The 21,113-nt window shown below is 59.4% G+C and carries 20 protein-coding genes; 5 read left to right on the top strand and 15 right to left on the bottom strand.

Annotated elements, in window-relative coordinates; all coding sequences use genetic code 11:
* Nucleotides 1-117: 117 nt before the first annotated feature.
* Nucleotides 118-1,062, top strand: coding sequence for an alpha/beta hydrolase (locus KGB18_RS17290; RefSeq protein ID WP_223570279.1), 945 nt, complete (start codon nucleotides 118-120; stop codon nucleotides 1,060-1,062).
* Nucleotides 1,063-1,105: 43 nt separating this feature from the next.
* Nucleotides 1,106-1,576 (top strand): MaoC family dehydratase, encoded by a 471-nt coding sequence (locus tag KGB18_RS17285; protein WP_007902410.1) that lies wholly within the window; start codon nucleotides 1,106-1,108, stop codon nucleotides 1,574-1,576.
* A gap of 101 nt (nucleotides 1,577-1,677) precedes the next feature.
* Here the strand turns inward: KGB18_RS17285 and KGB18_RS17280 are convergent, their stop codons facing one another.
* The gene (locus KGB18_RS17280) at nucleotides 1,678-2,412 is read right to left on the bottom strand and encodes a hypothetical protein (protein WP_223570278.1); all 735 of its coding nucleotides are present in this window, start codon (nucleotides 2,410-2,412) and stop codon (nucleotides 1,678-1,680) included.
* 284 nt (nucleotides 2,413-2,696) lie between these two features.
* Entirely contained in the window at nucleotides 2,697-3,164 is a 468-nt protein-coding gene (locus KGB18_RS17275; RefSeq protein ID WP_123719257.1) for a PA2169 family four-helix-bundle protein, read from the bottom strand.
* 204 nt (nucleotides 3,165-3,368) lie between these two features.
* On the opposite strand from KGB18_RS17275, the gene KGB18_RS17270 reads away from it, so the two are divergent.
* Together KGB18_RS17270 and KGB18_RS17265 are read left to right on the top strand one after the other, a co-directional pair.
* Nucleotides 3,369-3,605, top strand: coding sequence for a DUF3820 family protein (locus KGB18_RS17270; protein WP_007949456.1), 237 nt, complete (start codon nucleotides 3,369-3,371; stop codon nucleotides 3,603-3,605).
* Nucleotides 3,606-3,630: 25 nt separating this feature from the next.
* Nucleotides 3,631-4,812, top strand: a complete 1,182-nt coding sequence (locus KGB18_RS17265) for an aminotransferase class V-fold PLP-dependent enzyme (RefSeq protein ID WP_201060578.1) — start codon at nucleotides 3,631-3,633, stop codon at nucleotides 4,810-4,812.
* A gap of 2 nt (nucleotides 4,813-4,814) precedes the next feature.
* Here KGB18_RS17265 and KGB18_RS17260 read toward each other — a convergent pair whose 3' ends face one another.
* The 4 genes from KGB18_RS17260 to zwf form a co-directional block, all read right to left on the bottom strand.
* Nucleotides 4,815-5,540, bottom strand: a complete 726-nt coding sequence (locus tag KGB18_RS17260; RefSeq protein ID WP_201060577.1) for an intradiol ring-cleavage dioxygenase — start codon at nucleotides 5,538-5,540, stop codon at nucleotides 4,815-4,817.
* Nucleotides 5,541-5,881: 341 nt separating this feature from the next.
* Nucleotides 5,882-6,547 (bottom strand): bifunctional 4-hydroxy-2-oxoglutarate aldolase/2-dehydro-3-deoxy-phosphogluconate aldolase, encoded by a 666-nt coding sequence (locus KGB18_RS17255; RefSeq protein ID WP_123719260.1) that lies wholly within the window; start codon nucleotides 6,545-6,547, stop codon nucleotides 5,882-5,884.
* A 17-nt stretch (nucleotides 6,548-6,564) separates the two neighbouring features.
* A complete protein-coding gene (gene pgl / locus KGB18_RS17250) occupies nucleotides 6,565-7,278 on the bottom strand; it encodes a 6-phosphogluconolactonase (protein WP_217854243.1) in 714 nt (237 codons plus the stop codon).
* A complete protein-coding gene (gene zwf, locus KGB18_RS17245) occupies nucleotides 7,265-8,734 on the bottom strand; it encodes a glucose-6-phosphate dehydrogenase (protein WP_008072962.1) in 1,470 nt (489 codons plus the stop codon). The genes pgl and zwf overlap by 14 nt, the downstream gene beginning before the upstream one ends.
* A 228-nt stretch (nucleotides 8,735-8,962) precedes the next feature.
* Between zwf and KGB18_RS17240 the strand changes: the two genes are divergently transcribed.
* The gene (locus KGB18_RS17240) at nucleotides 8,963-9,823 is read left to right on the top strand and encodes a MurR/RpiR family transcriptional regulator (protein WP_173667542.1); all 861 of its coding nucleotides are present in this window, start codon (nucleotides 8,963-8,965) and stop codon (nucleotides 9,821-9,823) included.
* A 150-nt stretch (nucleotides 9,824-9,973) separates the two neighbouring features.
* Here KGB18_RS17240 and KGB18_RS17235 read toward each other — a convergent pair whose 3' ends face one another.
* The 9 genes from KGB18_RS17235 to KGB18_RS17195 form a co-directional block, all read right to left on the bottom strand.
* The gene (locus KGB18_RS17235) at nucleotides 9,974-10,828 is read right to left on the bottom strand and encodes a D-hexose-6-phosphate mutarotase (RefSeq protein WP_123719262.1); all 855 of its coding nucleotides are present in this window, start codon (nucleotides 10,826-10,828) and stop codon (nucleotides 9,974-9,976) included.
* Nucleotides 10,829-11,149: 321 nt separating this feature from the next.
* The gene (locus KGB18_RS17230; protein WP_123719263.1) at nucleotides 11,150-12,496 is read right to left on the bottom strand and encodes a carbohydrate porin; all 1,347 of its coding nucleotides are present in this window, start codon (nucleotides 12,494-12,496) and stop codon (nucleotides 11,150-11,152) included.
* Between the two features lie 197 nt (nucleotides 12,497-12,693).
* Nucleotides 12,694-13,854 carry an ABC transporter ATP-binding protein gene (locus tag KGB18_RS17225; RefSeq protein ID WP_123719264.1) on the bottom strand — a complete coding sequence of 387 codons (1,161 nt, stop codon included), beginning with the start codon at nucleotides 13,852-13,854 and terminating at the stop codon, nucleotides 12,694-12,696.
* A 3-nt stretch (nucleotides 13,855-13,857) separates the two neighbouring features.
* Complete coding sequence (locus tag KGB18_RS17220) at nucleotides 13,858-14,703, bottom strand: carbohydrate ABC transporter permease (protein ID WP_030131859.1); 846 nt, start codon at nucleotides 14,701-14,703, stop codon at nucleotides 13,858-13,860.
* Complete coding sequence (locus KGB18_RS17215; RefSeq protein WP_007902369.1) at nucleotides 14,696-15,604, bottom strand: carbohydrate ABC transporter permease; 909 nt, start codon at nucleotides 15,602-15,604, stop codon at nucleotides 14,696-14,698. Before KGB18_RS17215 ends, KGB18_RS17220 begins: the two co-directional genes overlap by 8 nt.
* Nucleotides 15,605-15,787: 183 nt before the next feature.
* Nucleotides 15,788-17,095: an ABC transporter substrate-binding protein gene (locus KGB18_RS17210; RefSeq protein ID WP_123719265.1), complete on the bottom strand. Its 1,308-nt coding sequence runs from the start codon at nucleotides 17,093-17,095 to the stop codon at nucleotides 15,788-15,790.
* A gap of 117 nt (nucleotides 17,096-17,212) precedes the next feature.
* Complete coding sequence (locus tag KGB18_RS17205) at nucleotides 17,213-18,472, bottom strand: AGE family epimerase/isomerase (protein ID WP_123719266.1); 1,260 nt, start codon at nucleotides 18,470-18,472, stop codon at nucleotides 17,213-17,215.
* A gap of 279 nt (nucleotides 18,473-18,751) precedes the next feature.
* Nucleotides 18,752-20,179 (bottom strand): ATP-binding protein, encoded by a 1,428-nt coding sequence (locus KGB18_RS17200; RefSeq protein ID WP_201060690.1) that lies wholly within the window; start codon nucleotides 20,177-20,179, stop codon nucleotides 18,752-18,754.
* A 31-nt stretch (nucleotides 20,180-20,210) separates the two neighbouring features.
* Nucleotides 20,211-20,942, bottom strand: a complete 732-nt coding sequence (locus KGB18_RS17195; protein ID WP_008006907.1) for a response regulator — start codon at nucleotides 20,940-20,942, stop codon at nucleotides 20,211-20,213.
* Nucleotides 20,943-21,113 lie beyond the last annotated feature (171 nt).

Genomic DNA, 21,113 nt, shown 5'->3' with positions numbered 1-21,113 from the left:
TGAATCTTGCTGCCCTGCCGTGGCCTGATCAGACGGTAGGCGACGGATGCGCTATACAATGCAGCGGGGCTGTTTTCCACCCAGCAGTCTCATGCAGTCCAACGCAAAGGAATCGCCATGATCCACGACACTTTCTGGCTGACCGCGAGTGACCGCAGCCGCCTCTTCGTCAACCAGTGGCTGCCGGCCGCGCCGCTCAAGGCGGTGATCCTGCTGGCCCACGGCATGGCAGAACACAGCGGTCGCTACGCCCGTCTGGCGCAAGCATGCTGTGATCAGGATTACGGCGTTTATGCGCCGGACCTGCGTGGACATGGCAAAACTGCCGAAAACGGTACGCTGGGCCATTTCGCCGACGATGATGGCTGGTGCAAAGTGGTCGGCGACCTCGCCAGCCTTAACCAACATATCGGCCAACAGCATCCCGGCGTGCCAATCGTGCTGCTGGGCCACAGCATGGGCAGTTACATCGCCCAGGCTTACTTGCTGCACCACAGCGCCAGCCTGCACGGGGCGATTCTCAGCGGCTCAAACTTCCAGCCCGTGGCGCTCTATCGCGCAGCGCGACAGATTGCTCGCCTGGAACGCCTGCGCCAAGGGCCCAAGGGACGCAGTGCGCTGATCGAATGGCTGTCGTTCGGCTCGTTCAACAAGAAATTCAAACCGGCGCGCACGCCGTTCGACTGGCTGAGCCGCGACCCGGCCGAAGTCGACAAATACGCCAATGACCCGCTCTGCGGCTTTCGTTGCACCAATCAACTGTGGGTCGATTTGCTCGGCGGCTTGCAGCAAATCAGCAAAGCGTCCAATCTCGCCCAGATCGATCCGGGCCTGCCGCTACTGGTGATTGGCGGTGAATGTGATCCGGTGAGCGAAAGCAAACGTCTGAAAGATCTGGCCCACGCCCTGCGCGACGCTGGCTGCCAGAGCCTGCAGCTGACTATTTACCCGCAGGCCCGGCATGAACTGTTCAACGAGAGCAACCGCGACGAAGTGACGGCCGATGTGCTGAACTGGATCGCCCAGGCGTTGAGCAACCGCCGGCCACCCAGAGCCGAATAGTTTTTTTGTGGATTTATTTAATTCGTCACAGGAATCGAGACAGATGACCCAGGTTACCAACACCCCTTACGAAGCCCTCGAAGTCGGCCAGACCGCCAGCTACAGCAAGACCGTCGAAGAACGCGACATTCAGTTGTTCGCCGCGATGTCCGGCGATCACAACCCGGTGCACCTGGACGCCGAATTCGCCGCCGCCAGCATGTTCAAGGAGCGTATCGCCCACGGCATGTTCAGCGGCGCGTTGATCAGCGCGGCGGTGGCTTGCGAGTTGCCTGGGCCGGGGACTATTTATATCGGTCAGACGATGAGCTTTCAGAAGCCAGTGAAAATTGGCGACACGCTGACGGTGCGCCTGGAAATTCTCGAGAAACTGCCGAAGTTTCGTGTGCGCATCGCCACGCGAGTGTTCAACCAGCGCGATGAGTTGGTGGTGGATGGCGAGGCGGAGATTCTGGCGCCACGCAAGCAACAGACTGTGACATTGCCTACCCTGCCGGCGATCAGCATCGGCTGATTGGCAAGTTCGCTGATCGTTCCCACGCTCCGCGTCACCGGTGTCCGGGAAAACTGAAGGGGGAGCTTGCTCCCCCTTGCTGTGCGTGCCTCTGAGCCAAATCAGAGATTGCGCGATAACGCCCTGCGCACGCTCTCGCTATTCAGCGCAGGGCTTTCAGTCTCGGCAGGGGGTTGTGCCGGTGCAGGACTTTCGGTCTGGAAAGAGATTTCAGCCTGGGCCGGGCTTTCAACTTGAACAGGGCTTGGCGCCTGACCGCGACTGGCGACCTGATTGCCCAGCTTCTCAATGTAGGCGTTCAAATCGCTAATCAGCAGTTTCTTGCGCTGGGAGCCCTGATACCACGCGTAGCAAAAATAGCCCGTCGCCGCCAGGAAGCCTAGCCCGGCTGTAGCAAGACCGGCGACGCACAATCCAAGCACGATCAACACTGTCTTCCAGTTAAAGGGCGACAGCTCCAGCTCGGTATTCAGCACGTTCGCGTCACGCAGCACCCAGCGCTTGGACGCCGTGTGGTTCTGCAAAATGGTGTGCAACGGCGAACCATCCTTGTTCAAGGCACTGATCAAAGAGATTTCCTGACCGGTGCGCAAAGGAATGTCCACGCCGCGCAGCTTTACATCATGCTCGACGCCGTCCGGCGTCTTGACCCAGAACTCATGATTGATGATCGAAACAGAACTGACGCGCACAGGCGTCACATCACGGTCGTTACCGTTCACATGAACGCCGCCCGTGGATGTCACACGGGTCTCGCTGACTTTTTCGCTACCCACCACTTCACCGCTCAAGACAGTGAAAGAGACGGTTTTATCGCCATGGGTGAAGTCGTGCATTTCGATTCCTTGATAGACCCACGTCGATCGACGTGCAGGAGAAAGATCCGTATGCGGCGGATGCTACTAATTAGCCACTAGACTGTCCAGAATTCACCACCACTAGTGATGCTTCGCAGCGCCAGATCGCCGCCGATCAAATGTCTTGATCGCGAACTGCAACGCGCGGCGGTCAGGTGCGAACAAGGCCTGGAACGTGATGGGCACGTATATCCCGTCCAGCATTAAATGCCGAACACAAAAAAACGCCAGACGAGCTGGCGTTTTCGACAGATAACGAACGCTTATGAGCGCGCGCGAGCCTGGTTACGCAGGGCTTTCACCTGATCATGGTTGCGTTGTACGCCGTGATACTGGCGTTCAACGATGTCACGAATGCTCACCAGGTTGTCCTTGTTGATTTTTTCCAGTGCGTCCTTGTAAGCCTTCAGCGCGTGGTCTTCACCGCGTTCGGCTTCGTTCAGCACCGCCTCTTCGTCCTTGCCGGTGAACATCGCCTTCACGTCGACCCAGCGACGGTGCAGATCGCCGCTGACGCTGGTGGAGGTTTCCGGATCACCGCCCAGGGAACGCACAGTGGCCTGCAGCTCGGCAGCAGCAGCCGCGCAGTCGGCGGAGCGCTGCATGAACAGGTTTTTAAGTTCTGGATGTTTGATGTCTTCAGCGCAAGTCTTGAACCCTTCCTGACCGTCTTTACTGGTTTCAATCAGGTCGTTGAGTACAGAGATCGCGTCTTTATTGATGTCGGTCATTTTTCAATTCCTTGCGGTTGATGAAAGATGCAATTAGTAGTTGCACCCTGCATGCCAGCTTTGAATTGATGCCTTTTTACTTATATTTCAATCGGTTGTCGTTTAAGTAGAAATCTGTATCCGCTTTTTTTGCATGATCTGTCATTTGGCCTGCATGCAGAATGCCTGTATTTTCCAGACTGCTTTGAATCAAGACGACTGATGATGAATCCCGAAAAGCTAGAACTGCTGATTACCCGCGAAATGCCCTTCGGCAAATACAAGGGCCGCATCATTGCTGACCTGCCCGGCCAGTACCTGAACTGGTTCGCTCGCGAAGGTTTCCCCCACGGTGAACTGGGCGGTTTACTGGCCTTGATGCAGGAAATCGACCACAACGGCTTGTCGGAGCTACTTGAACCGCTGCGCGCCAAACACGGCAAACCTGCGCCTCGCCACTGACCCGCCCTACCTCACCGAGTAGCTCATGCCCGATAACACCCGCCGTTCCCGCGATGAAGCCTTTTGGCAGACCTTTGCCGACCGTTATGCTGTCGAACCCGGCCCCCTGAACCTGGAAAACGGTTACTTCGGGCGCATGTCGCGCACCGTGGTCGAGGAGTATCAGCGCAACATCGAGCTGATCAACCGCGGCAACTCGGTGCATGTGCGTCAGCGCTTCGAACAGGGCGAAAGCGTCAAGATTCGTGCGCAATTGGCCGAGCTGATCGGTGCCCCCGCCGAAGCCGTCGCCCTCACCCGCAACGCCTCGGATGGCCTGCAATCGCTGATCCGCAACTACAACCGCCTGGAACCTGGCGATCAAGTGCTGATATGCGATCTGGAGTACGACACGGTCAAGGGCGCGATGCGTTGGCTGGCGCGCTATCGAGGCGTGGAACTGATCGAGATCGAACACCGCCACCCCGCCAGTTTCGACAGTTTGCTGACCACTTATCGCGAAGCTTTTATCCGTTATCCGCGACTGAAGCTGATGGCCCTGACCCACGTCACCCATCGCACCGGGCTGGTCATGCCGGTGCAGGCGATTGCCACTGCCGCCAGGGAACACGGCATCGATGTGATTCTCGACGGCGCCCATGCCCTCGGCCAAATCGAATTCAATCTCGACGAACTGGGCATCGCCTTTGCCGGCTATAACCTGCACAAATGGATCGGCGCGCCGCTGACCCTGGGCTTCATCTACATCGCGCCCCAGCGCTTGGTCGACATCGACCCGGACATGGGCGAGATGCATTTCCCGGTCACCGATATTCGCGCCCGCACGCCGTATAGCACCCCGAACATCCCGGCCCTGCTGACCCTGCCACTGGTGTTCGAAGAACATCACGCCATGGGCGGTTCCGTCGCCAAGGGCACGCGGCTCAATTACCTGCGCAACCGATGGGTCGATGCCGTTCGGGGGTTACCGGGAATCGAAGTCATGACCCCGAATGACCCGCGCCTGTATTGCGGCATCACCGCGATGCGCTTTACCCGGCATGCCGATCAGCAGGCGATGGTCGAGCGACTGCTCAACGACTACAACCTGTTTACCGTGGCGCGCAGCGGTGCGGCGTGTGGCCCGTGCATCCGCATTACGCCGGGGCTCACCACCACCGCAGCCGACATGGATCTGCTGGCCCGGGCGCTGACTGAATTGCGCTGAGGTCACACGGTGTATTTGTCGAAGTCTTCGGGCTTGATTTGCGATGACACCGCAAACGTGTCGACACCGATGGTCATGTGCCCGAAAAAGCCGTCTTCGTTCGAGTCTCGACCGATGGCATGGACATTCAAGGTCGAGGCGGCACCGCCCATGCCCTGATAGAACTCATCCTGCTCGTTGTTCAGCGCGCAGATGCCACGCCCACGGTACTCGCGGGCATTGAGTACCGTCCGCGAGGCCACCTCGGGAAAGTACAGCTGCCCAATCCAGGCGACATGCCGCTCTTCCAGGTAGTTGTTGCCGGCGGTGATTCGTACCGCCACATGAATATGCAGGGCGCGGCCAGCATAAAAACCCGGGTAAATGGTGGTAAATCGCACCACGCCCAAGTGATCGGTAAATTGCCCGCCGCGCAGGTAGGTATCGTCATCGGTGCGCGGGATCGAACCGATGGCATCGACGTCGACTTCCTTGTCCGGATCGACCTTGCTCCAGCCCGAATACGCCCCGCGTGCGTTGCAATGCCAGATATCGACCACCGCCCCGGTGACCGGTTGACCGGTCATCGCATCGACGATCGTCAGCCGCAGCACCAAGGGAATGCCATCCATGCCTTCGCTGATGTTTCGTCTGATCAGTTTCGGGTTTCGAAAATACGGGCCGGCGATCTGTTCGGGTGACAGTTGGCAAGCCGGTGGTGGGGATGTAATTGCAGTGTTGTCTTCCATGACGTTCTCTCTTCCATAAGATGAACGCAGGTTAGCGCTGGACGAGCAACGAGATGCGGTAACTATGTATCGCATGATTTCGATCTGTAGCAGCTGCCGAGCCTGCGAGGCTGCGTTCGGCTGCGCAGCAGTCGTAAAATCAGAGATTGCGGTACGTCAGGCAGACCGCGTCAGCTGGATTCACGACTGCTGCGCAGCCGAACGCAGGCTTCGCCAGCTGCTACAAAGAGCGTGTCGACAGTCACTGGGGTTTTCATCAGGCAAAAAAAAACGGTGCACCGACCAAGCGCACCGTAAAGCCGTAGAACACACAACGAAGTGTTTGGTAAAAATTTGGTTAATCAGTCCAGCAGGGCCAGCGCCTCGGCGGTGCACTCCTGGATGCGGGCCCAGTCGCCGTTCTTGATCCACTCAGGGTCAAGCATCCAGCTACCGCCCACGCACATCACGTTTTTCAACGCCATGTAGCTCTTGATGTTGGCCGGGCTGACGCCGCCGGTCGGGCAGAATTTTACTTCGCCGAACGGGCCGCCCAGGGCCTTGATGGCCGCGACGCCGCCGCTGACTTCCGCCGGGAACAGCTTGAAGCGGCGATAACCCAGGCTATAGCCTTCCATGATGCCGGAGGCGTTGCTGATGCCCGGCAACAGCGGGATCGGGCTGTCGACACTGGCTTCAAGCAGGTCACGGGTGATGCCCGGCGTCACGATGAATTGCGAACCGGCCGCTTCGGCAGCGGCCAGCATGCTGCGATCAAGCACGGTGCCGGCACCGGTCACCAGTTCCGGGCGCTGCTCGCGCAGGATCTGGATCGCCTTGAGGCCGAACTGCGAACGCAGGGTCACTTCCAGCGCCGTCAGGCCACCGGCCGCCAGGGCGTCGGCCAACGGCAGTACGTCCTGTTCACGAGCGATGGTGATCACCGGCAGGATCCGCGCCTTGGCGCAGAGGCTGTCGATCAGGGCAACTTTGTCCGCCATGGAAACGGTCGGGGATGTGTTTGTCATAGCGGCTGATCCTTGGTTCATGGGCACCAGTAAATCTCTAACGTAGGTTGCAGAAACGCCCGAATCGGCATGGCGGCGACATCGTCACCGGCCAGTGCGGCATTCAGGGTGGTCAGCTTGGACTGACCGGAAATCGATAGAACGGTGTGCTTCGCCGAAGCCAGCAGCGCGCGACTCATGGTCAGGCGTTGATGGGGCACGGTCGGCGCCAGCATCGGCCAGCAACGACGGGTACCGTCGACTTTCAAGGCGTCGGCCAGGTTCGGGCTGTTGGGGAACAGCGACGCGGTATGACCGTCGTCACCCATGCCCAGCACCAGCACGTCGATCGACGGCAATTCGGCGAGCAAGCGATCAGCCTGCTCGGCGGCCTGTTCCAGGTTGGCAGTGGCACTGTAGAGGCTCAGGAACTGAGCCTTGGCCGCCGGGCCTTGCAACAGGTAACGCTTGAGCAGACCGGCATTGCTGTCGGCATGTTCCACCGGCACCCAGCGCTCGTCAGCCAGGCTGACAACCACTTTCGACCAGTCCAGCGCCTGCTTGGCCAGGTGCTGGAAAAACGCCACCGGGCTACGCCCGCCAGACACCACCAGCGTCGCGGCGCCTTGTGCAGCAATCGCGTCGCTCAGTTGCTTGGCCACCGTCAATGCCAGGCCTTCGGCCAGCAGCACCGGGCTTTTGAACTCATGAGCGCTAACGCCCTGAGGCAGTTTCAATTCAGATATCGCCATACCACGACCTCCCGTCCCGCGTAATCAGTGCAATGGAGCTCATCGGCCCCCACGACCCGGCCGCGTACGGCTTGGGCGCATCACCGGATTTTTTCCACCCGGCGATCAACTGGTCACACCACTTCCACGCGGCTTCGATTTCATCTTTACGGACAAACAAGTTCTGATTGCCGCGCATCACTTCCAGCAACAAACGCTCGTAGGCGTCGGGAATCCGCGCGCTGCGATAGGTGTCGGAAAAATTCAGCTGCAACGGACCGCTACGCAGCTGCATGCCCTTGTCCAGGCCTTGTTCTTTAGTCATCACGCGCAAGGAAATGCCTTCGTCCGGTTGCAGGCGGATGATCAGTTTGTTGCTGATCTGCAAGCGCTGCTCGGGGGCGAAGATGTAGTGCGACGGTTCCTTGAAGTGGATGACGATCTGCGACAGCTTTTGCGGCATGCGCTTGCCGGTCCGCAGGTAAAACGGCACACCGGCCCAGCGCCAGTTGCGGATGTCGGCACGCAGGGCGACGAAGGTTTCGGTGTCGCTCTGGGTGTTGGAATTAGGCTCCTCCAGATACCCGGGTACCGATTTGCCTTCGCTGTGGCCGGCGATGTACTGGCCGCGCACCACTTGAGTGGTCAGGCCTTCCGGGCTGATCGGCGCCAGCGCCTTGAGGACTTTGACTTTCTCATCGCGAATGCTGTCGGCGGACAGGTCGGCCGGCGGGTCCATGGCGATCAGGCAGAGCAATTGCAGCAGGTGATTCTGGATCATGTCCCGCAGCTGGCCAGCCTTGTCGAAGTAACCCCAACGACCTTCGATCCCGACCTTCTCGGCCACGGTGATTTCCACGTGGGAGATGTAATTCTGGTTCCACTGGGTTTCGAACAGGCTGTTGGCGAAACGCAGGGCGATCAGGTTTTGTACGGTCTCTTTGCCCAGGTAATGGTCGATGCGGTAGGTGCGGTTCTCCGGGAAGAACTGCGCCACGGCGTCATTGACCTTGCGCGAGGATTCCAGGTCCGAACCGATGGGTTTTTCCAGCACCACACGGGTGTTTTCGGTCAGACCGACCTTCGACAGGTTCTCGCAAATAGCGCCATAAACCGCCGCCGGGGTGGCGAAGTAGGCAATCACTCGCTGGGCGCTGCCAGCCTGCTCGGCCAGGGCGACGTAATCGTCAGCCTTGAGGAAGTCGACGTGCAGGTAGCTCAAACGGGCCAGGAAGCGCTCGACCACCGCTTCATCCAGCTCTTTGGCGCCCACGTAGCGGCGCAGCTCAGTGGCGATGAATGCCAGATGCTGCTGCTCGCTGCCGGGTTCACGGGCCAGCGCGATAATGCGCGTATCCTCATGAAGCAGGCCGGCACCATCGAGTTGATAGAGGGCAGGAAACAGCTTGCGCAGGGCTAGATCGCCGAGAGCGCCGAACAAGGCAAAGGTGCACGGTTCAACCGTAATCGAAGGCATGATGTTTGTTCTTTTATCAAGTTAAGCTACAAATACCTTTTTTCAAGGCATCACTCAAGGGAAAATGTAGTAATAACCACAACATTTTCGCAAAATACAGATTCCGAGTGGTGGTCGGTCGGAGCCATCAGTAGGATAGGCCACCGTTATGGGTCGTATCAAAGGCCCAATTTGCATTAGCCGAACGCTTATTTGCGCTGCTGACCTAAGGAACATGTAATGGACCGCGTGCGAAATTTACTGGAACAGATCCAGAATCGCCTTGAAGACCTGAACAAGGCAGAACGCAAAGTCGCCGAAGTGATCCTGCTCAACCCAGAGCAGGCCACCCGGTTCAGCATCGCCGCCCTCGCCCAAGCCTCTAAGGTCAGCGAGCCGACGGTCAACCGTTTCTGCCGTTCGTTCGGTGTCAGCGGCTACCCGGAACTGAAACTGCAGCTGGCCCAGAGCCTGGCCAGTGGCGCGGCGTATGTCAGCCGGGCGGTTGAAGCCGATGACAATCCGGAAGCGTATACGAAAAAGATTTTCGGCAGCGCCATCGCCTCTTTGGACAGTGCGTTGCAGGCGCTTGACCCGAACCTGATCAGCCGCGCCGTCGACCTGTTGATCCAGGCCCGGCAGATCCACTTCTTCGGCCTCGGCGCCTCGGCCCCGGTGGCGCTGGATGCGCAACACAAGTTCTTCCGCTTCAACCTGGCGGTGACCGCCCATGCCGACGTGCTGATGCAACGCATGATTGCTTCGGTGGCCCATACCGGTGAGTTGTTCGTGATCATTTCCTACACCGGCCGCACCCGCGAACTGGTGGAAGTGGCGCGCATCGCCCGGGAAAACGGCGCTTCAGTGCTGGGTTTGACGGCCGAGGGGTCGCCACTGGCCAAGGCCAGTACCTTGAGCCTGAACATTCCGCTGCCGGAAGACACCGACATCTACATGCCGATGACGTCTCGGATCATTCAGTTGACCGTGCTCGATGTGCTCGCCACCGGCATGACCCTGCGCCGGGGCGTGGATTTCCAGCCGCATTTGCGCAAGATCAAGGAAAGCCTGAATGCCAGTCGGTATCCGATTGGGGATGAATTCAACTAACCCAGGATCTTCATTGCCTGTTCGGGCCTCATCGCGGGCAAGCCCGCTCCCACAGAAATCTACGGCGCACACAAATCTGTGTTCACTGAATATCCCTGTGGGAGCGGGCTTGCCCGCGATGAGGTCCGGCGCAACACCGCAGATGTTGAGCTAAACCCCCACCCTCGCCTGCAAACTCAAATGCGCCCGCTCCCCCGGTGCCAGGCACAGGCTGTCGGTCCCGCCGCTGGCTGCCTCCACACACACGAACTCTAAAACCTCATTCCAGCTCACCCCCAGCAACGGCCGCGAGCCGGGATGCCAGACCACCGTGTCCGCATGGTCACCGGTATCGATGCACAGCTGCCGCTGCCAGGCGTGGTCCATGAGCTGCAATTCGCCGTCATGCTGGAACACTCGCTGACAACCCCCGTCGACCCTCAACTCGCCTTCCTGCTGGCAAACCTGGCGGCTCAACTGGTCGTAACCTTGCGCGCCGTCGAGCCCAGACAGCGCTACCTCACCCACGTCACCAATACGCCAATAGGCGTGCAACGCCTGGCTCAACTGGCACGGCATGTCGTCCTGATGCTCGGTGCTCAGGTGCAAATCCATGCGTTCGCCCAGGTGCGCATGCAAGTCCACTTGCCAGTCGCACAGCTGTAACTGCCAGTGCAGGCGCACGCCATCGTCATCACTGCTGCTGTCGAGCAGTTTCCAGTCGAGCAAACGCGCCCAGCCATGGGACGGCCAGGCGTTTTCGCTCGGATGACGGCCGTACCACGGCCAGCACACCGGCACACCGCCGCGAATCGCACCGACATGTGGCCACTTCGCCGCGCACCACAGCCAGGGTTTCTGACCCTTTGGCTGGAAGTGCAGCAACTGCGCGCCCTGCCGACTGAACACCGCCTGACACAGCGGATGATCGATCACCAGCACATCGCGCATCTGATAGCGCTCCCACGCAAACACCGGACGTTCGCGCAAGGATTTGAAGAAGCGTTGTAGCGGATGCTCAAGCATGTGCCACGGTCCTGAAAATCATTGGTGTACTCATCAATACTTTGGCAACAGCGCTTTCATTGGTCAGAGAGCTTACCTGTGGCGAGGGGGCTCGCCCCCGTTCGACTGCGAAGCAGTCGTAAAAGGTGACCATGCGATTCTTAAGACAACTGTATTGGGGGAGCGCTGCGCACTCCAACGGGGGCAAGCCCCCTCGCCACAAGCAAGCTCCCTCGCCACAATGCATTCGTCAGCAGCCTGGCGGATCAGCCCCAAAAAAAAGCGGACAGCCATGGCCGTCCGCAAAAATGCGCACATAGAGAGGAGCTTATCGCAACAGCGTTAGAACACCGACTGAATTTTCAGACCAGCCACCAGAGCGTTGTCGACTTCATCCACACCGCCCGGATGAGTGATGTATTGCAGGTTAGGACGGACGGTCAGCCAGTTGGTAACGTGGAAGCCGTAGTTGATCTCGTAGTTGTACTCGGTGGAACGCAACGGCGAGAACAGCGGATCGTTGTAGTCGGTGACACCATTGGCGGCGTTGACCAATTCGGCGTTTTTCTTCACGTCATCGTTGACATGGATACGGGCAAAACCGATCCCGACGTCATCTTTTGGACGTGCGTCGAATGGGCCCTTGTACACAAACATCAGCGACTGGTAGTTATCGACGATGTTGGTGTCCTTGTCGTGGAAGGTGGCGTTGGCCGCGATGTTCAGACCGCGTGAAGCATCACCGTTGTGGGTGGTGAGTTGTTGCTGCGCCACAAACCAGTAGCCATGCTTGCTGTCGTGGCTGCGATAGGAGTTGCCTGTGGTCGCTGCGTCATTGTCGTTGTCGTCTTTACGGACGTCATCGGCATCGGCCGTGCTCTTGTAGTAACCCACACGGTATTCGCCCGGCAGGTTGTTGACCTTCGGTGACCAGACCAGTTCGACTGGCAAGACGGTGCCCTTGGTACCACTGCCGCTGAGCTTGAAGCCGTTACCGTGCTCCAGTTGCGACGGGTTCTGGTTGTACGCGCCGATCTGCGCATAGAACTCAGGCGTGATGTTGTACTTCACGCGAACCGCCGCCTGCATGACCGGCCAGTTGTACCAGATGTTGGTAGCCCAGTTACCCGCTTGGGAACCGCAGAACGCCAGGTTCTGGAACTCGCAAGGGAAGGTGTTGAAATCTTCGCCTTCGCCGAAGTAACCGGCCTTGACGTCCAGTTTACCGTCGAGGAACTGGTGCTTGATCCACAATTGGGTCAGACGGACCATATGGCCACGGCCGTAGACTTCCTGGGAGGAACTCAAGGTGCCGGCACGCGGGTCGCCGACACGGTCATTGGAGATGTTCTGACCGTTACGGTTGGTGAGTTGAATCTTGGCCTGGGTGTTATCCCAGCCCCACAGTTTTTCCAGGTCCAGCGCCACGCCCAAGCCAAACTGGTCGGCGTAACGCGCCGTCTTGTCGTCGTTGTAGCCGCCATGCAGGTTGGCGCCCACTTCACCGACATAGTCGGCCTTGATGTCGATACCTTGTTCGATCAGCTTGGTACGCTCGCCGCCCCAATCACCGGTCATCCACTGCGAGTCGGCACTGAACGCGTCAGCCGCGTGTACGCTACCGGCCATAGTCATCATCGCAAGAGCTGACAATTGGCAGATAAGCTGAGCGTTGTTCTTCTTCTTCATCCCTACATCCTCGTCTTTATTGTTATTAACTGTTTTTATCTAACGCGGTTTACATCAAGTGCGACGCACGACAGTCCGGGCGCCACGGATCCCCCCTGTGGGAGCGAGCCTGCTCGCGATTGCGGTGTATCAGTCGACATCGATGCTGGATGTCAGTCCGTCATCGCGAGCAGGCTCGCTCCCACATTTTTTGATCTTCAGCGGCCTTTGAATTGGGCTACGTTGGCGCTGTGAGCTTCAGCTTTCGGCAGGCCGGCCACCCCCAGGCGTTCACCGGTCTTGGCATCGAACAACAGCACTTTCGATGGATCGAATTGCAGGGTCAGGGTCTCGCCTACGGCCGGCGCGACGTCCGGTGCCAGGCGGCAGCAGACTTTGGTGTCGTTGAGATTGACGAACACCAGGGTGTCGGGACCGGTCGGTTCGGTGACCTGCACTTCGGCACGAATGGTCGGCAAACCATTCGGCTCGCCGTTCGCCAGAACGATCTGCTCCGGGCGCATGCCGAGGATCACTTCACGGTCTTCGAGCCCGGCGTCCTGCATGCCCAGCGGCAATTCGCAGCGCGCCTGACCGCTGTCGAGCAGCGCTACCAACCGACCTTCCTTACGCTGCAAACGCAGGGGGATGAAGTTCATCGGCGGCGAACCGATGAAGCTCGCCACGAACAGGTTGGCCGGGTTGTTGTAGATGTCTTTCGGCGTGCCGAATTGCTGAATGATCCCGTCCTTCATCACCGCCACTTTGTCGCCCAGGGTCATGGCTTCAATCTGGTCGTGGGTCACGTAGACCGTGGTGGTTTTCAGGCGCTGGTGCATCAGTTTCATTTCGGTGCGCATCTCGACCCGCAGCTTGGCGTCGAGGTTGGACAGCGGTTCATCGAACAGGTAAATCTTCGGCCGCCGCGCCAGCGCCCGGCCCATGGCCACGCGCTGTTGTTGACCGCCGGAAAGCTGGCCCGGTTTGCGGCTCAGCAGGTGTTCGATTTGCAGCAGCTTGGCCACGCGAGCGACTTCTTCGTCGATTTCGGCGGTGGGCATTTTGCGAATCTTCAGGCCGAACGCGATGTTGTCGCGCACGCTCATGGTCGGGTACAGCGCGTAGGACTGGAACACCATGGCGATGTCGCGATCTTTCGGGCTCATGCCGCTGATGTCGGCGTCGTCCACCAGAATCGCCCCGCCGCTGATGTTTTCCAGACCGGCGATGCAGTTCATCAAGGTGGATTTACCGCAGCCCGATGGGCCGACCAGGATCAGGAACTCACCGTCATCGATCTTCAGTTCGATGTTTTTCAGGGTGTCCGGCAGACCGGCGCCGTAGGTTTTGTTGACGTTACGTAATTCGAGAGTTGCCATGTTCTACCCCTTGACCGCGCCGGACGTCAGCCCACGCAGGAAATACTTGCCAGCGAATATGTAGACCAGCAGTGTCGGCAGCCCGGCGATCATCGCGGCGGCCATATCAACGTTGTATTCCTTGGCCCCGGTGCTGGTGTTGACCAGGTTGTTCAGGGCCACGGTAATCGGCTGGGCATCGCCACTGGCGAAGACCACACCGAACAGGAAGTCATTCCAGATTTGCGTGAACTGCCAGATCAGGCAGACCATCACGATCGGGATCGACATCGGCAGCAGGATCTTCCAGAAAATCGTGAAGAAGCCCGCGCCATCCAGTCGCGCCGCCTTGACCAGCGCATCCGGAATGCTCACGTAGTAGTTGCGGAAGAACAGCGTGGTGAACGCCAGGCCGTAGACCACGTGCACCAGCACCAGGCCCGTGGTGGTGTTGGCCAGGCCGATCTTGCCGAGGGTGAACGAGGCTGGCAGCAGCACGGTCTGGAACGGCAGGAAGCAGCCGAACAACAACAGGCCGAAGAACAGTTGCGAACCACGGAAGCGCCACATCGACAGCACATAGCCGTTCATGGCACCGATGAACGTAGAGATCAGCACTGCCGGGACGGTGATTTTCACCGAGTTCCAGAAGTAGCTGCCGACACTGTCCCAGGCCTTGATCCAGCCGATGCCATCAATCACTTGCGGCCAGCTCAACAGGTTGCCGGTGCGGATGTCTTCCGGCGATTTGAAGCTGGTCAGCAGCATCACCACCAGCGGGACCAAATAGATCGCCGCGGCTAGCAACAAGGTTGCGTAAATTGCGATGCGGCTGAAGCTGATCGCCGGTTTTCCGAGTTGATTACTCATGGCGTTTGCCTCGCAATTCGGAGTACAGGTACGGCACCAGAATCGCCAGGATCGCGCCGAGCATCATCATGGCGCTCGCCGAACCAATGCCCATCTGGCCACGGCTGAAAGTGAAGGAGTACATGAACATCGCCGGCAGGTCGGACGAATAGCCCGGGCCACCCGCGGTCATTGCTGCCACCAGGTCGAAGCTCTTGATCGCGATGTGCGCCAGGATCATGAAAGCGCTGAAGAACACCGGGCGCAGGCTCGGCAATACGATCTTCAAGTAGATGGTCGGCAGGCTCGCACCGTCGACTTGCGCCGCGCGGATGATCGATTGATCGACGCCACGCAGGCCGGCCAGGAACATCGCCATCACAAACCCGGAGGCTTGCCACACGGCGGCGATCACCAGGCAATACACCACGCGATCCTGATCCACCAGCCAGTCGAGACGGAAGCCTTCCCAGCCCCAGTCACGCAGCATCTTGTCCAGACCCAAGCCTGGGTTGAGCAGCCATTTCCACGCGGTACCGGTGACGATCATCGAGAGCGCCATCGGGTACAGGTAAACGGTGCGAATGAAGCCTTCCTTGCGAATGCGCTGATCCAGCAGCACGGCGAGGAACACGCCCAGCACCAGGCTGATGCCGATGAACATGCCGCCGAACACCGCGAGGTTTTTGCTCGCGACCCACCAGCGATCATTGTCCATCAGGCGAATGTATTGCTGCAGGCCGACCCACTTGTAGCTCGGCATGAAGCTGGAATTGGTGAAGGACAGTACGAATGTCCAGATGATGTAACCGTAAAAACCAACCAGGACGATCAGCATGCTTGGCGCCAAAACCAGCTTGGGGAGCCAGCGCTGCAGTGCGTCGAACGGTGAGGCTTTGCTGAAAACCGCCACAGAGCTCATCGGGATAATCCAGGTGAAGAGAAATGAATCGGCACAGTGATCTCTGGTGGAGCAGGACCCTGTGGGAGCTGGCTTGCCTGCGATGGCATCAACACGGTTCGAAGTTAAACCGAGTCGCCTGCATCGCGGGCAAGCCCGCTCCCACACAATCCCATTCCACCCAGGATCAGGTTGTGTCAGGAGTTACTGGGCAGCTTTGACGGCCGACGCCAGTTGCGCGCTGGCCTTGGCCGGGTCAGCGTTCTTGTCGTTCATGAAGTTGGTCACCACATCGAAGATCGCGCCCTGCACGGCCAGGGAAGTGGCCATGTTGTGCGCCATGCTCGGTTGCAGGCCGCCAGTCTTCTCGTCAGCCAGGAAATCCTTGGCGGACGCTTGAGCGCAAGAATCGAAGCCCAGCGCGCTCATGTCGTTAAGCATGTCGGTACGCACCGGGATCGAGCCTTTGTTGATGCTGAAGACTTTCTGGAAGTCTTTGCCCAGAGCGACCTTGGCCAGGTCTTGTTGGGCGGCGATGTCGCCTTTGCGATCAGCTTTGAGCTTGAATACAGCCATCGAGTCGATGTTGTAGGTGAAGGCTTTTTCGGTGCCCGGGAACGGCACGCACTGGTAGTCCTTGCCCGCGACTTTCTTCGCGGCGGTCCATTCGCTCTTGGCCCAGTCGCCCATCATCTGCATGCCGGCCTTGCCATTGATGACGTCGGCGGCCGCGATGTTCCAGTCACGACCAGCGCGGTTCGGGTCCATGTAGCCGGTGATTTTTTTCAGCTCGGTGAAGGCCTTGGCCATCTCGGGGCCCGAGAGGGTTTTCTGATCCAGGTCGACCAGGGCTTTCTTGTAACCGTCTGCGCCCATGACCGAGAGCACCACGTCTTCAAACACGGTGCTGTCCTGCCAAGGTTGGCCACCGTGGGCGAGCGCGATGAAGCCGGCGGCTTTCAGTTTGTCGCCAGCGGCATAGAATTCTTCGAGGGTGGTCGGCGCTTTTTCGATCCCGGCTTTCTTGAAGACTTCCGGGTTGATCCACAGCCAGTTGACGCGGTGGATGTTCACCGGCACGGCGACGTAATCGCCTTCGTATTTCACGGTGTCGGAGACTTTCTTGATCAGCAGGTTATCCCAGCCTTCGGACTTGGAAACGTCTTTGAGGGTGTCGGTGCTGAGCAGGCCTGTGCTGCCCCACTCCTGGATGTCCGGACCTTTGATCTGGGCAACGCCCGGCGGGTTACCGGCCACGGCGCGGCTTTTGAGTACGGTCATGGCCGTGGAACCGCCACCGCCGGCGACTGCGCCGTCTTTCCAGGTGAAGCCGTCTTTTTCGACTTGGGCCTTGAGCACATCGACGGCCGCTTTTTCACCACCAGACGTCCACCAGTGAACGACTTCCACCGAACCTTTGGCATCGGCGGCAAGGGCACTGACAGGGAATGCAGCAACGGGAAGCAGAGAAGCGAGAGAAATGACAGTAGCGAGGCGAGAAATCGCATTCATCTAGTAGTACCTTTCTTGTTGTTATGCATGCAAGTCTGGTGCTTGCGCTGCATAGGATTCTAAACAGGGGATGCCCCTTCGCAGGTAACGAAGGGACGCGCGAATGTCACCACATGGTTACACAGGAATGCTCTGGGACAATTGCGCCAGCGCAGTGGCCATGCTCGGCGCCAGCGGCAGGCGCGGGATCAAAACGGCTTGCCAAGCGTGATACAGGTCGGGTTTGCCAGCCCAGATATCGGCGCTCGGACGGTTCAGCGGATCGAGTTCGTGATGCCAGCTGCCATCGCAACGGTCGATGAAATGACTGTCACAGAATTCCCAGAACAGTCGGTACCAGTGCTCGTATTGCTCATCACCGGTGCGTTTCAGCAGCGCACTGGCGGCGGCACTGGCTTCGGCGTGCGTCCAGTGCAGGCGATGGCGAACCACCGCGCGATTGTCCCAGTCGAGGGTGTAGACAATGCCCGGCGCACCGTCGACGTCCCAGCCGTGACGGCAATTGTGGTCGAACAGTTTTTGCGCATCGGTGGCGAGCCAGCCCGGCGTGAGTATCCCGGCCTGCACCCGCGCCGCTTCAAGATGCAGCAACAGCCGCGCCCATTCAAAACCATGGCCCGGCGTGGTGCCGTAAGGGCGGAAACCATCAGCCGGGTTGTCGTGGTTGTAGTCGCGTAGCGGCTGCCAGTCGCGGTCAAAATGCTCGACCACCAGATAGTCATTGGCCGCGGCGTGATCGTGAATGACTCGCTCGACGATGCGCTGGGCGCGAATCAGCCAGCGGTTGTCCTCGGTGACATCGGCCAGGGCAAGAAAGGCTTCGGTGGCGTGCATGTTGCTGTTGGCGCCGCGGTAGGCTTCCTCTTCACTCCAATCACGGTTGAAGGATTCGCGCATGGCGCCCTCCTCCTCGCACCAGAAATGCGTGTCGATGATATGGATCGCATCGTCAAGCAAGGCTTGTGCGCCAGGACGCCGAGCGACCACCGCAGAACTCGCGGCTAACGCCACGAAAGCATGCAGGTAAGCGGCTTTGCCGGTATTGCCGTCACGGTGTTCGGGCGTGGCGAACCAGCCGCCGTGTTCGGCATCACGCAGTGGCCCGCTGAGGGCTTGGATGCCGTGATCCACCAGCTCGGCAAACCCCGGCAGACCCTGGATATGGGCCATGGCGAAGCTGTGAGTCATGCGCGCGGTGTTCATGGTTTCAGCTTGCGCGTTGGCCGGCAGGCGACCCTTTTCATCGAGATTGCCAAAGCCTTCGGCAAGCTTTGAAGCCTTGGCAAATGCCAACAGGTGCAGGCCTTCGGCGAAGAGCCATTGCTGATGGGCAGGCGCGTTCAGCCAACTGCTGAAGGCGGGTTGGAAGGTGTCCATGGGAGTACCTTTTTTGTTGTTATGACTGGGGGCAGTCTAAACAACGGGCGGTGGCAGGCAGGTAACGAAGGGGGCGAGTTATGTCACCGAGTTGTGACATTCACTCAGATGTTGGGGTGAGTGATTACTTGTGGCGAGGGGGCTTGTCGGAACGCCGCATCGCCCCGTTCGGCTGCGAAGCAGTCGTGAAAACCTGCCAGCTCGCTCCTTCAGGTGAGCCGCGGTGACTGCTCGGGGAGCGCTTCGCACTCCAACGGGGGCAAGCCCCCTCGCCACAGGCTAATCAACACTACGCGGCAATTGCAACGTCACCCGCAACCCACCTTCACGCAGGTTTTGCAGGCTGACTTCACCACCATGGCTATGGGCAATGTTGCGCGCGATCCCCAGCCCCAGGCCATAACCCTGCTGCTGCCCGGCCAAGCGGAAGTGCGGCTCGAACACCTGCTCCAACCGCTGCTCCGGCACACCCGGCCCTTCATCGTCGACATGCAGGACAAACGCGCTTTCGTCGTCATCGATGTGCAGATGTGCGTTCTGCCCATATTTCAAGGCGTTGTCGATCAGGTTGCCGATGCAACGCTTGAGCGCCAACGGCTTGCCGGGATACGGCGCCAACGCCCGGCCATGTTGAGTCACACGGCCATTGCCGTTGGGCGCCAGATACGGTTCCACCAGACAGTCGAGCACATGGTTGAGGTCCACCGGCTCGATGTTTTCGTGGATGTCGGTGTCTTTCACGCATTGCAACGCGCCTTTGACCAGCAACTCCAGCTCATCCAGATCACGACCGAATTTGGCTTGCAGCTTTTCGTCTTCAAGCAATTCCACCCGCAATCGCAAGCGGGTGATCGGCGTGCGCAAGTCATGGGATATCGCGCTGAACAATTGGCTGCGTTCGGTCAGGTAACGGCTGATGCGCTCGCGCATCGCATTGAAAGCGCGCCCCACTTCCACCACTTCACTGCCGCCGCCCTCGGCCACCGGTTCGACTTCGGCCCCCAGAGACATGTCCCGCGCCGCCCGCGCCAATCGCTTGAGTGGTCGGCTCTGCCAGTGCACCAGCAGGCCGATGAACAGCAGCAAGAAACCGCTGGTGAGCACGATGAACCAGACCTGCTGCGCCGGCAGGCCTTGTTCTTCAAGACTGGTGTAGGGCTCGGGCAACAGGGAGGCGATGTACAGCCATTCCCCCGGTGCCATCTGGATTTGCGTGACCAGCACCGGCGGATTCACCGGCTCCAGGGTCAACGCGTAGTGCGCCCAGGAACGCGGCAACTCATCGAGCTTCAAGCCGCCGTTGAAAATCCGCAGGTCTTCGGGGCTGACGAAGGTCACCGAGATGTCGGTGTCCTGGCCCAGCGACTGGCGCAGCACTTCGTCCACCGCTTTGAGCACCGCTTCTTTGCGCGGGGTGATTGGCAGCACTTCCATGCCCAAGGGTTTGTCGTTGAGCGTCACCACGAACCGGGTGCCGCCCATGCTGCGCAATTGATCGAGCACCAGCGGCCGAAACGCTACCGGCAACGAGCGGAAATAACTGACGCTGGCCGTCATCGAATGGGCCAGGCTGCGGGCACTGGTGACCAGGCCTTCAAGCTGCGTGGCGCGCAATTGCGAGACCCAGATCACGCTCGACAGCGTCTGGGCGAACAATACCGCCAGCAGGGTCAGCAACAACATGCGCCCGAGCAACGAGCGCGGCACCGGCACCCGCCCGGCGAGCTTGCGCAGGAACTCAGTGACCATTGCTGGCAACCACGTTGGCTGCCAGTTGGTAGCCACTGCCGCGCACGGTACGGATCAGCCGTGGCGGTTTTTCGGTGTCGCGCAGGCGCTGGCGCAAACGGCTGACGGCCATGTCGACGATGCGATCCAGCGGCATCAGGTCACGGCCACGGGTAGCGTTGCCGATGGTGTCGCGATCGAGGATTTCCTGAGGGTGATCGAGGAACAGTTTCAGCAGCGCGAAATCGGCGCCCGAGAGAATCACTTCCTCGCCGTCGATGTGGAACAGTCGATGGCTGACCATGTCCAGCCGCCAATCATCGAAGGCCAGCACTTCACTGCCGGAACGCTCCTGACCGAACTGCGCGCGGCGCAACAAGGCTTTGATGCGCGCCTGCAATTCACGGGGGCTGAAGGGTTTGCCAAGGTAGTCGTCGGCGCCCAGTTCCAAACCGATGACGCGATCGGCCTCGTCGGAGCTGGCGGTGAGCATGATGATCGGTACATGGGCCTGGCGCGGGTGCTGACGGATCCAGCGGCAAAGGCTGAAACCGTCTTCGTCCGGCAGCATCACGTCGAGAATCACCAGATCGCTCGGCGCCTCGTTCAGGGCCTGACGAAAGCCTGCGCCATCGGGCGTGGTGCGGACCTGGAAACCGGCGCGGGTCAGATAGGTGTCCAGCAACTCGCGTATCTCTTGATCGTCATCGACCAACAAAATCGACTTGTTGACTGAGCTCACGGGGCGGCGTCCTTGTTGTTTGTGTTAGAGAGGATTATGCCTGATCGTTCAAGGATCTATGTTGTCTGTGAGGGCCTCATCGCGGGCAAGCCCGCTCCCACAAGGTTATGCGCACATTTTCAGAATGTAGATAATCCTGTGGGAGCGTGGCTTGCCCGCGATGAAGGCGAC

The sequence above is a fragment of the Pseudomonas sp. BF-R-26 genome (assembly GCF_019947395.1).
GTDB lineage: Bacteria > Pseudomonadota > Gammaproteobacteria > Pseudomonadales > Pseudomonadaceae > Aquipseudomonas > Aquipseudomonas farris.
The sequence above is the reverse complement of the archived record's forward strand: the minus strand, read 5'-3'. Positions and strand labels throughout refer to the sequence as shown.

Coding starts and splice junctions, on each gene's coding strand:
- KGB18_RS17220 (WP_030131859.1), bottom strand. CDS start 14,703: ATGAGTAATCAACTCGGAAAACCGGCGATCAGCTTCAGCCGCATCGCA.
- KGB18_RS17255 (WP_123719260.1), bottom strand. CDS start 6,547: ATGACAAACACATCCCCGACCGTTTCCATGGCGGACAAAGTTGCCCTG.
- KGB18_RS17265 (WP_201060578.1), top strand. CDS start 3,631: ATGCCCGATAACACCCGCCGTTCCCGCGATGAAGCCTTTTGGCAGACC.
- KGB18_RS17280 (WP_223570278.1), bottom strand. CDS start 2,412: ATGCACGACTTCACCCATGGCGATAAAACCGTCTCTTTCACTGTCTTG.
- KGB18_RS17235 (WP_123719262.1), bottom strand. CDS start 10,828: ATGCTTGAGCATCCGCTACAACGCTTCTTCAAATCCTTGCGCGAACGT.
- KGB18_RS17290 (WP_223570279.1), top strand. CDS start 118: ATGATCCACGACACTTTCTGGCTGACCGCGAGTGACCGCAGCCGCCTC.
- KGB18_RS17260 (WP_201060577.1), bottom strand. CDS start 5,540: ATGGAAGACAACACTGCAATTACATCCCCACCACCGGCTTGCCAACTG.
- KGB18_RS17210 (WP_123719265.1), bottom strand. CDS start 17,095: ATGAATGCGATTTCTCGCCTCGCTACTGTCATTTCTCTCGCTTCTCTG.
- pgl (WP_217854243.1), bottom strand. CDS start 7,278: ATGGCGATATCTGAATTGAAACTGCCTCAGGGCGTTAGCGCTCATGAG.
- KGB18_RS17275 (WP_123719257.1), bottom strand. CDS start 3,164: ATGACCGACATCAATAAAGACGCGATCTCTGTACTCAACGACCTGATT.
- KGB18_RS17285 (WP_007902410.1), top strand. CDS start 1,106: ATGACCCAGGTTACCAACACCCCTTACGAAGCCCTCGAAGTCGGCCAG.
- zwf (WP_008072962.1), bottom strand. CDS start 8,734: ATGCCTTCGATTACGGTTGAACCGTGCACCTTTGCCTTGTTCGGCGCT.
- KGB18_RS17270 (WP_007949456.1), top strand. CDS start 3,369: ATGAATCCCGAAAAGCTAGAACTGCTGATTACCCGCGAAATGCCCTTC.
- KGB18_RS17225 (WP_123719264.1), bottom strand. CDS start 13,854: ATGGCAACTCTCGAATTACGTAACGTCAACAAAACCTACGGCGCCGGT.
- KGB18_RS17205 (WP_123719266.1), bottom strand. CDS start 18,472: ATGGACACCTTCCAACCCGCCTTCAGCAGTTGGCTGAACGCGCCTGCC.
- KGB18_RS17215 (WP_007902369.1), bottom strand. CDS start 15,604: ATGAGCTCTGTGGCGGTTTTCAGCAAAGCCTCACCGTTCGACGCACTG.
- KGB18_RS17230 (WP_123719263.1), bottom strand. CDS start 12,496: ATGAAGAAGAAGAACAACGCTCAGCTTATCTGCCAATTGTCAGCTCTT.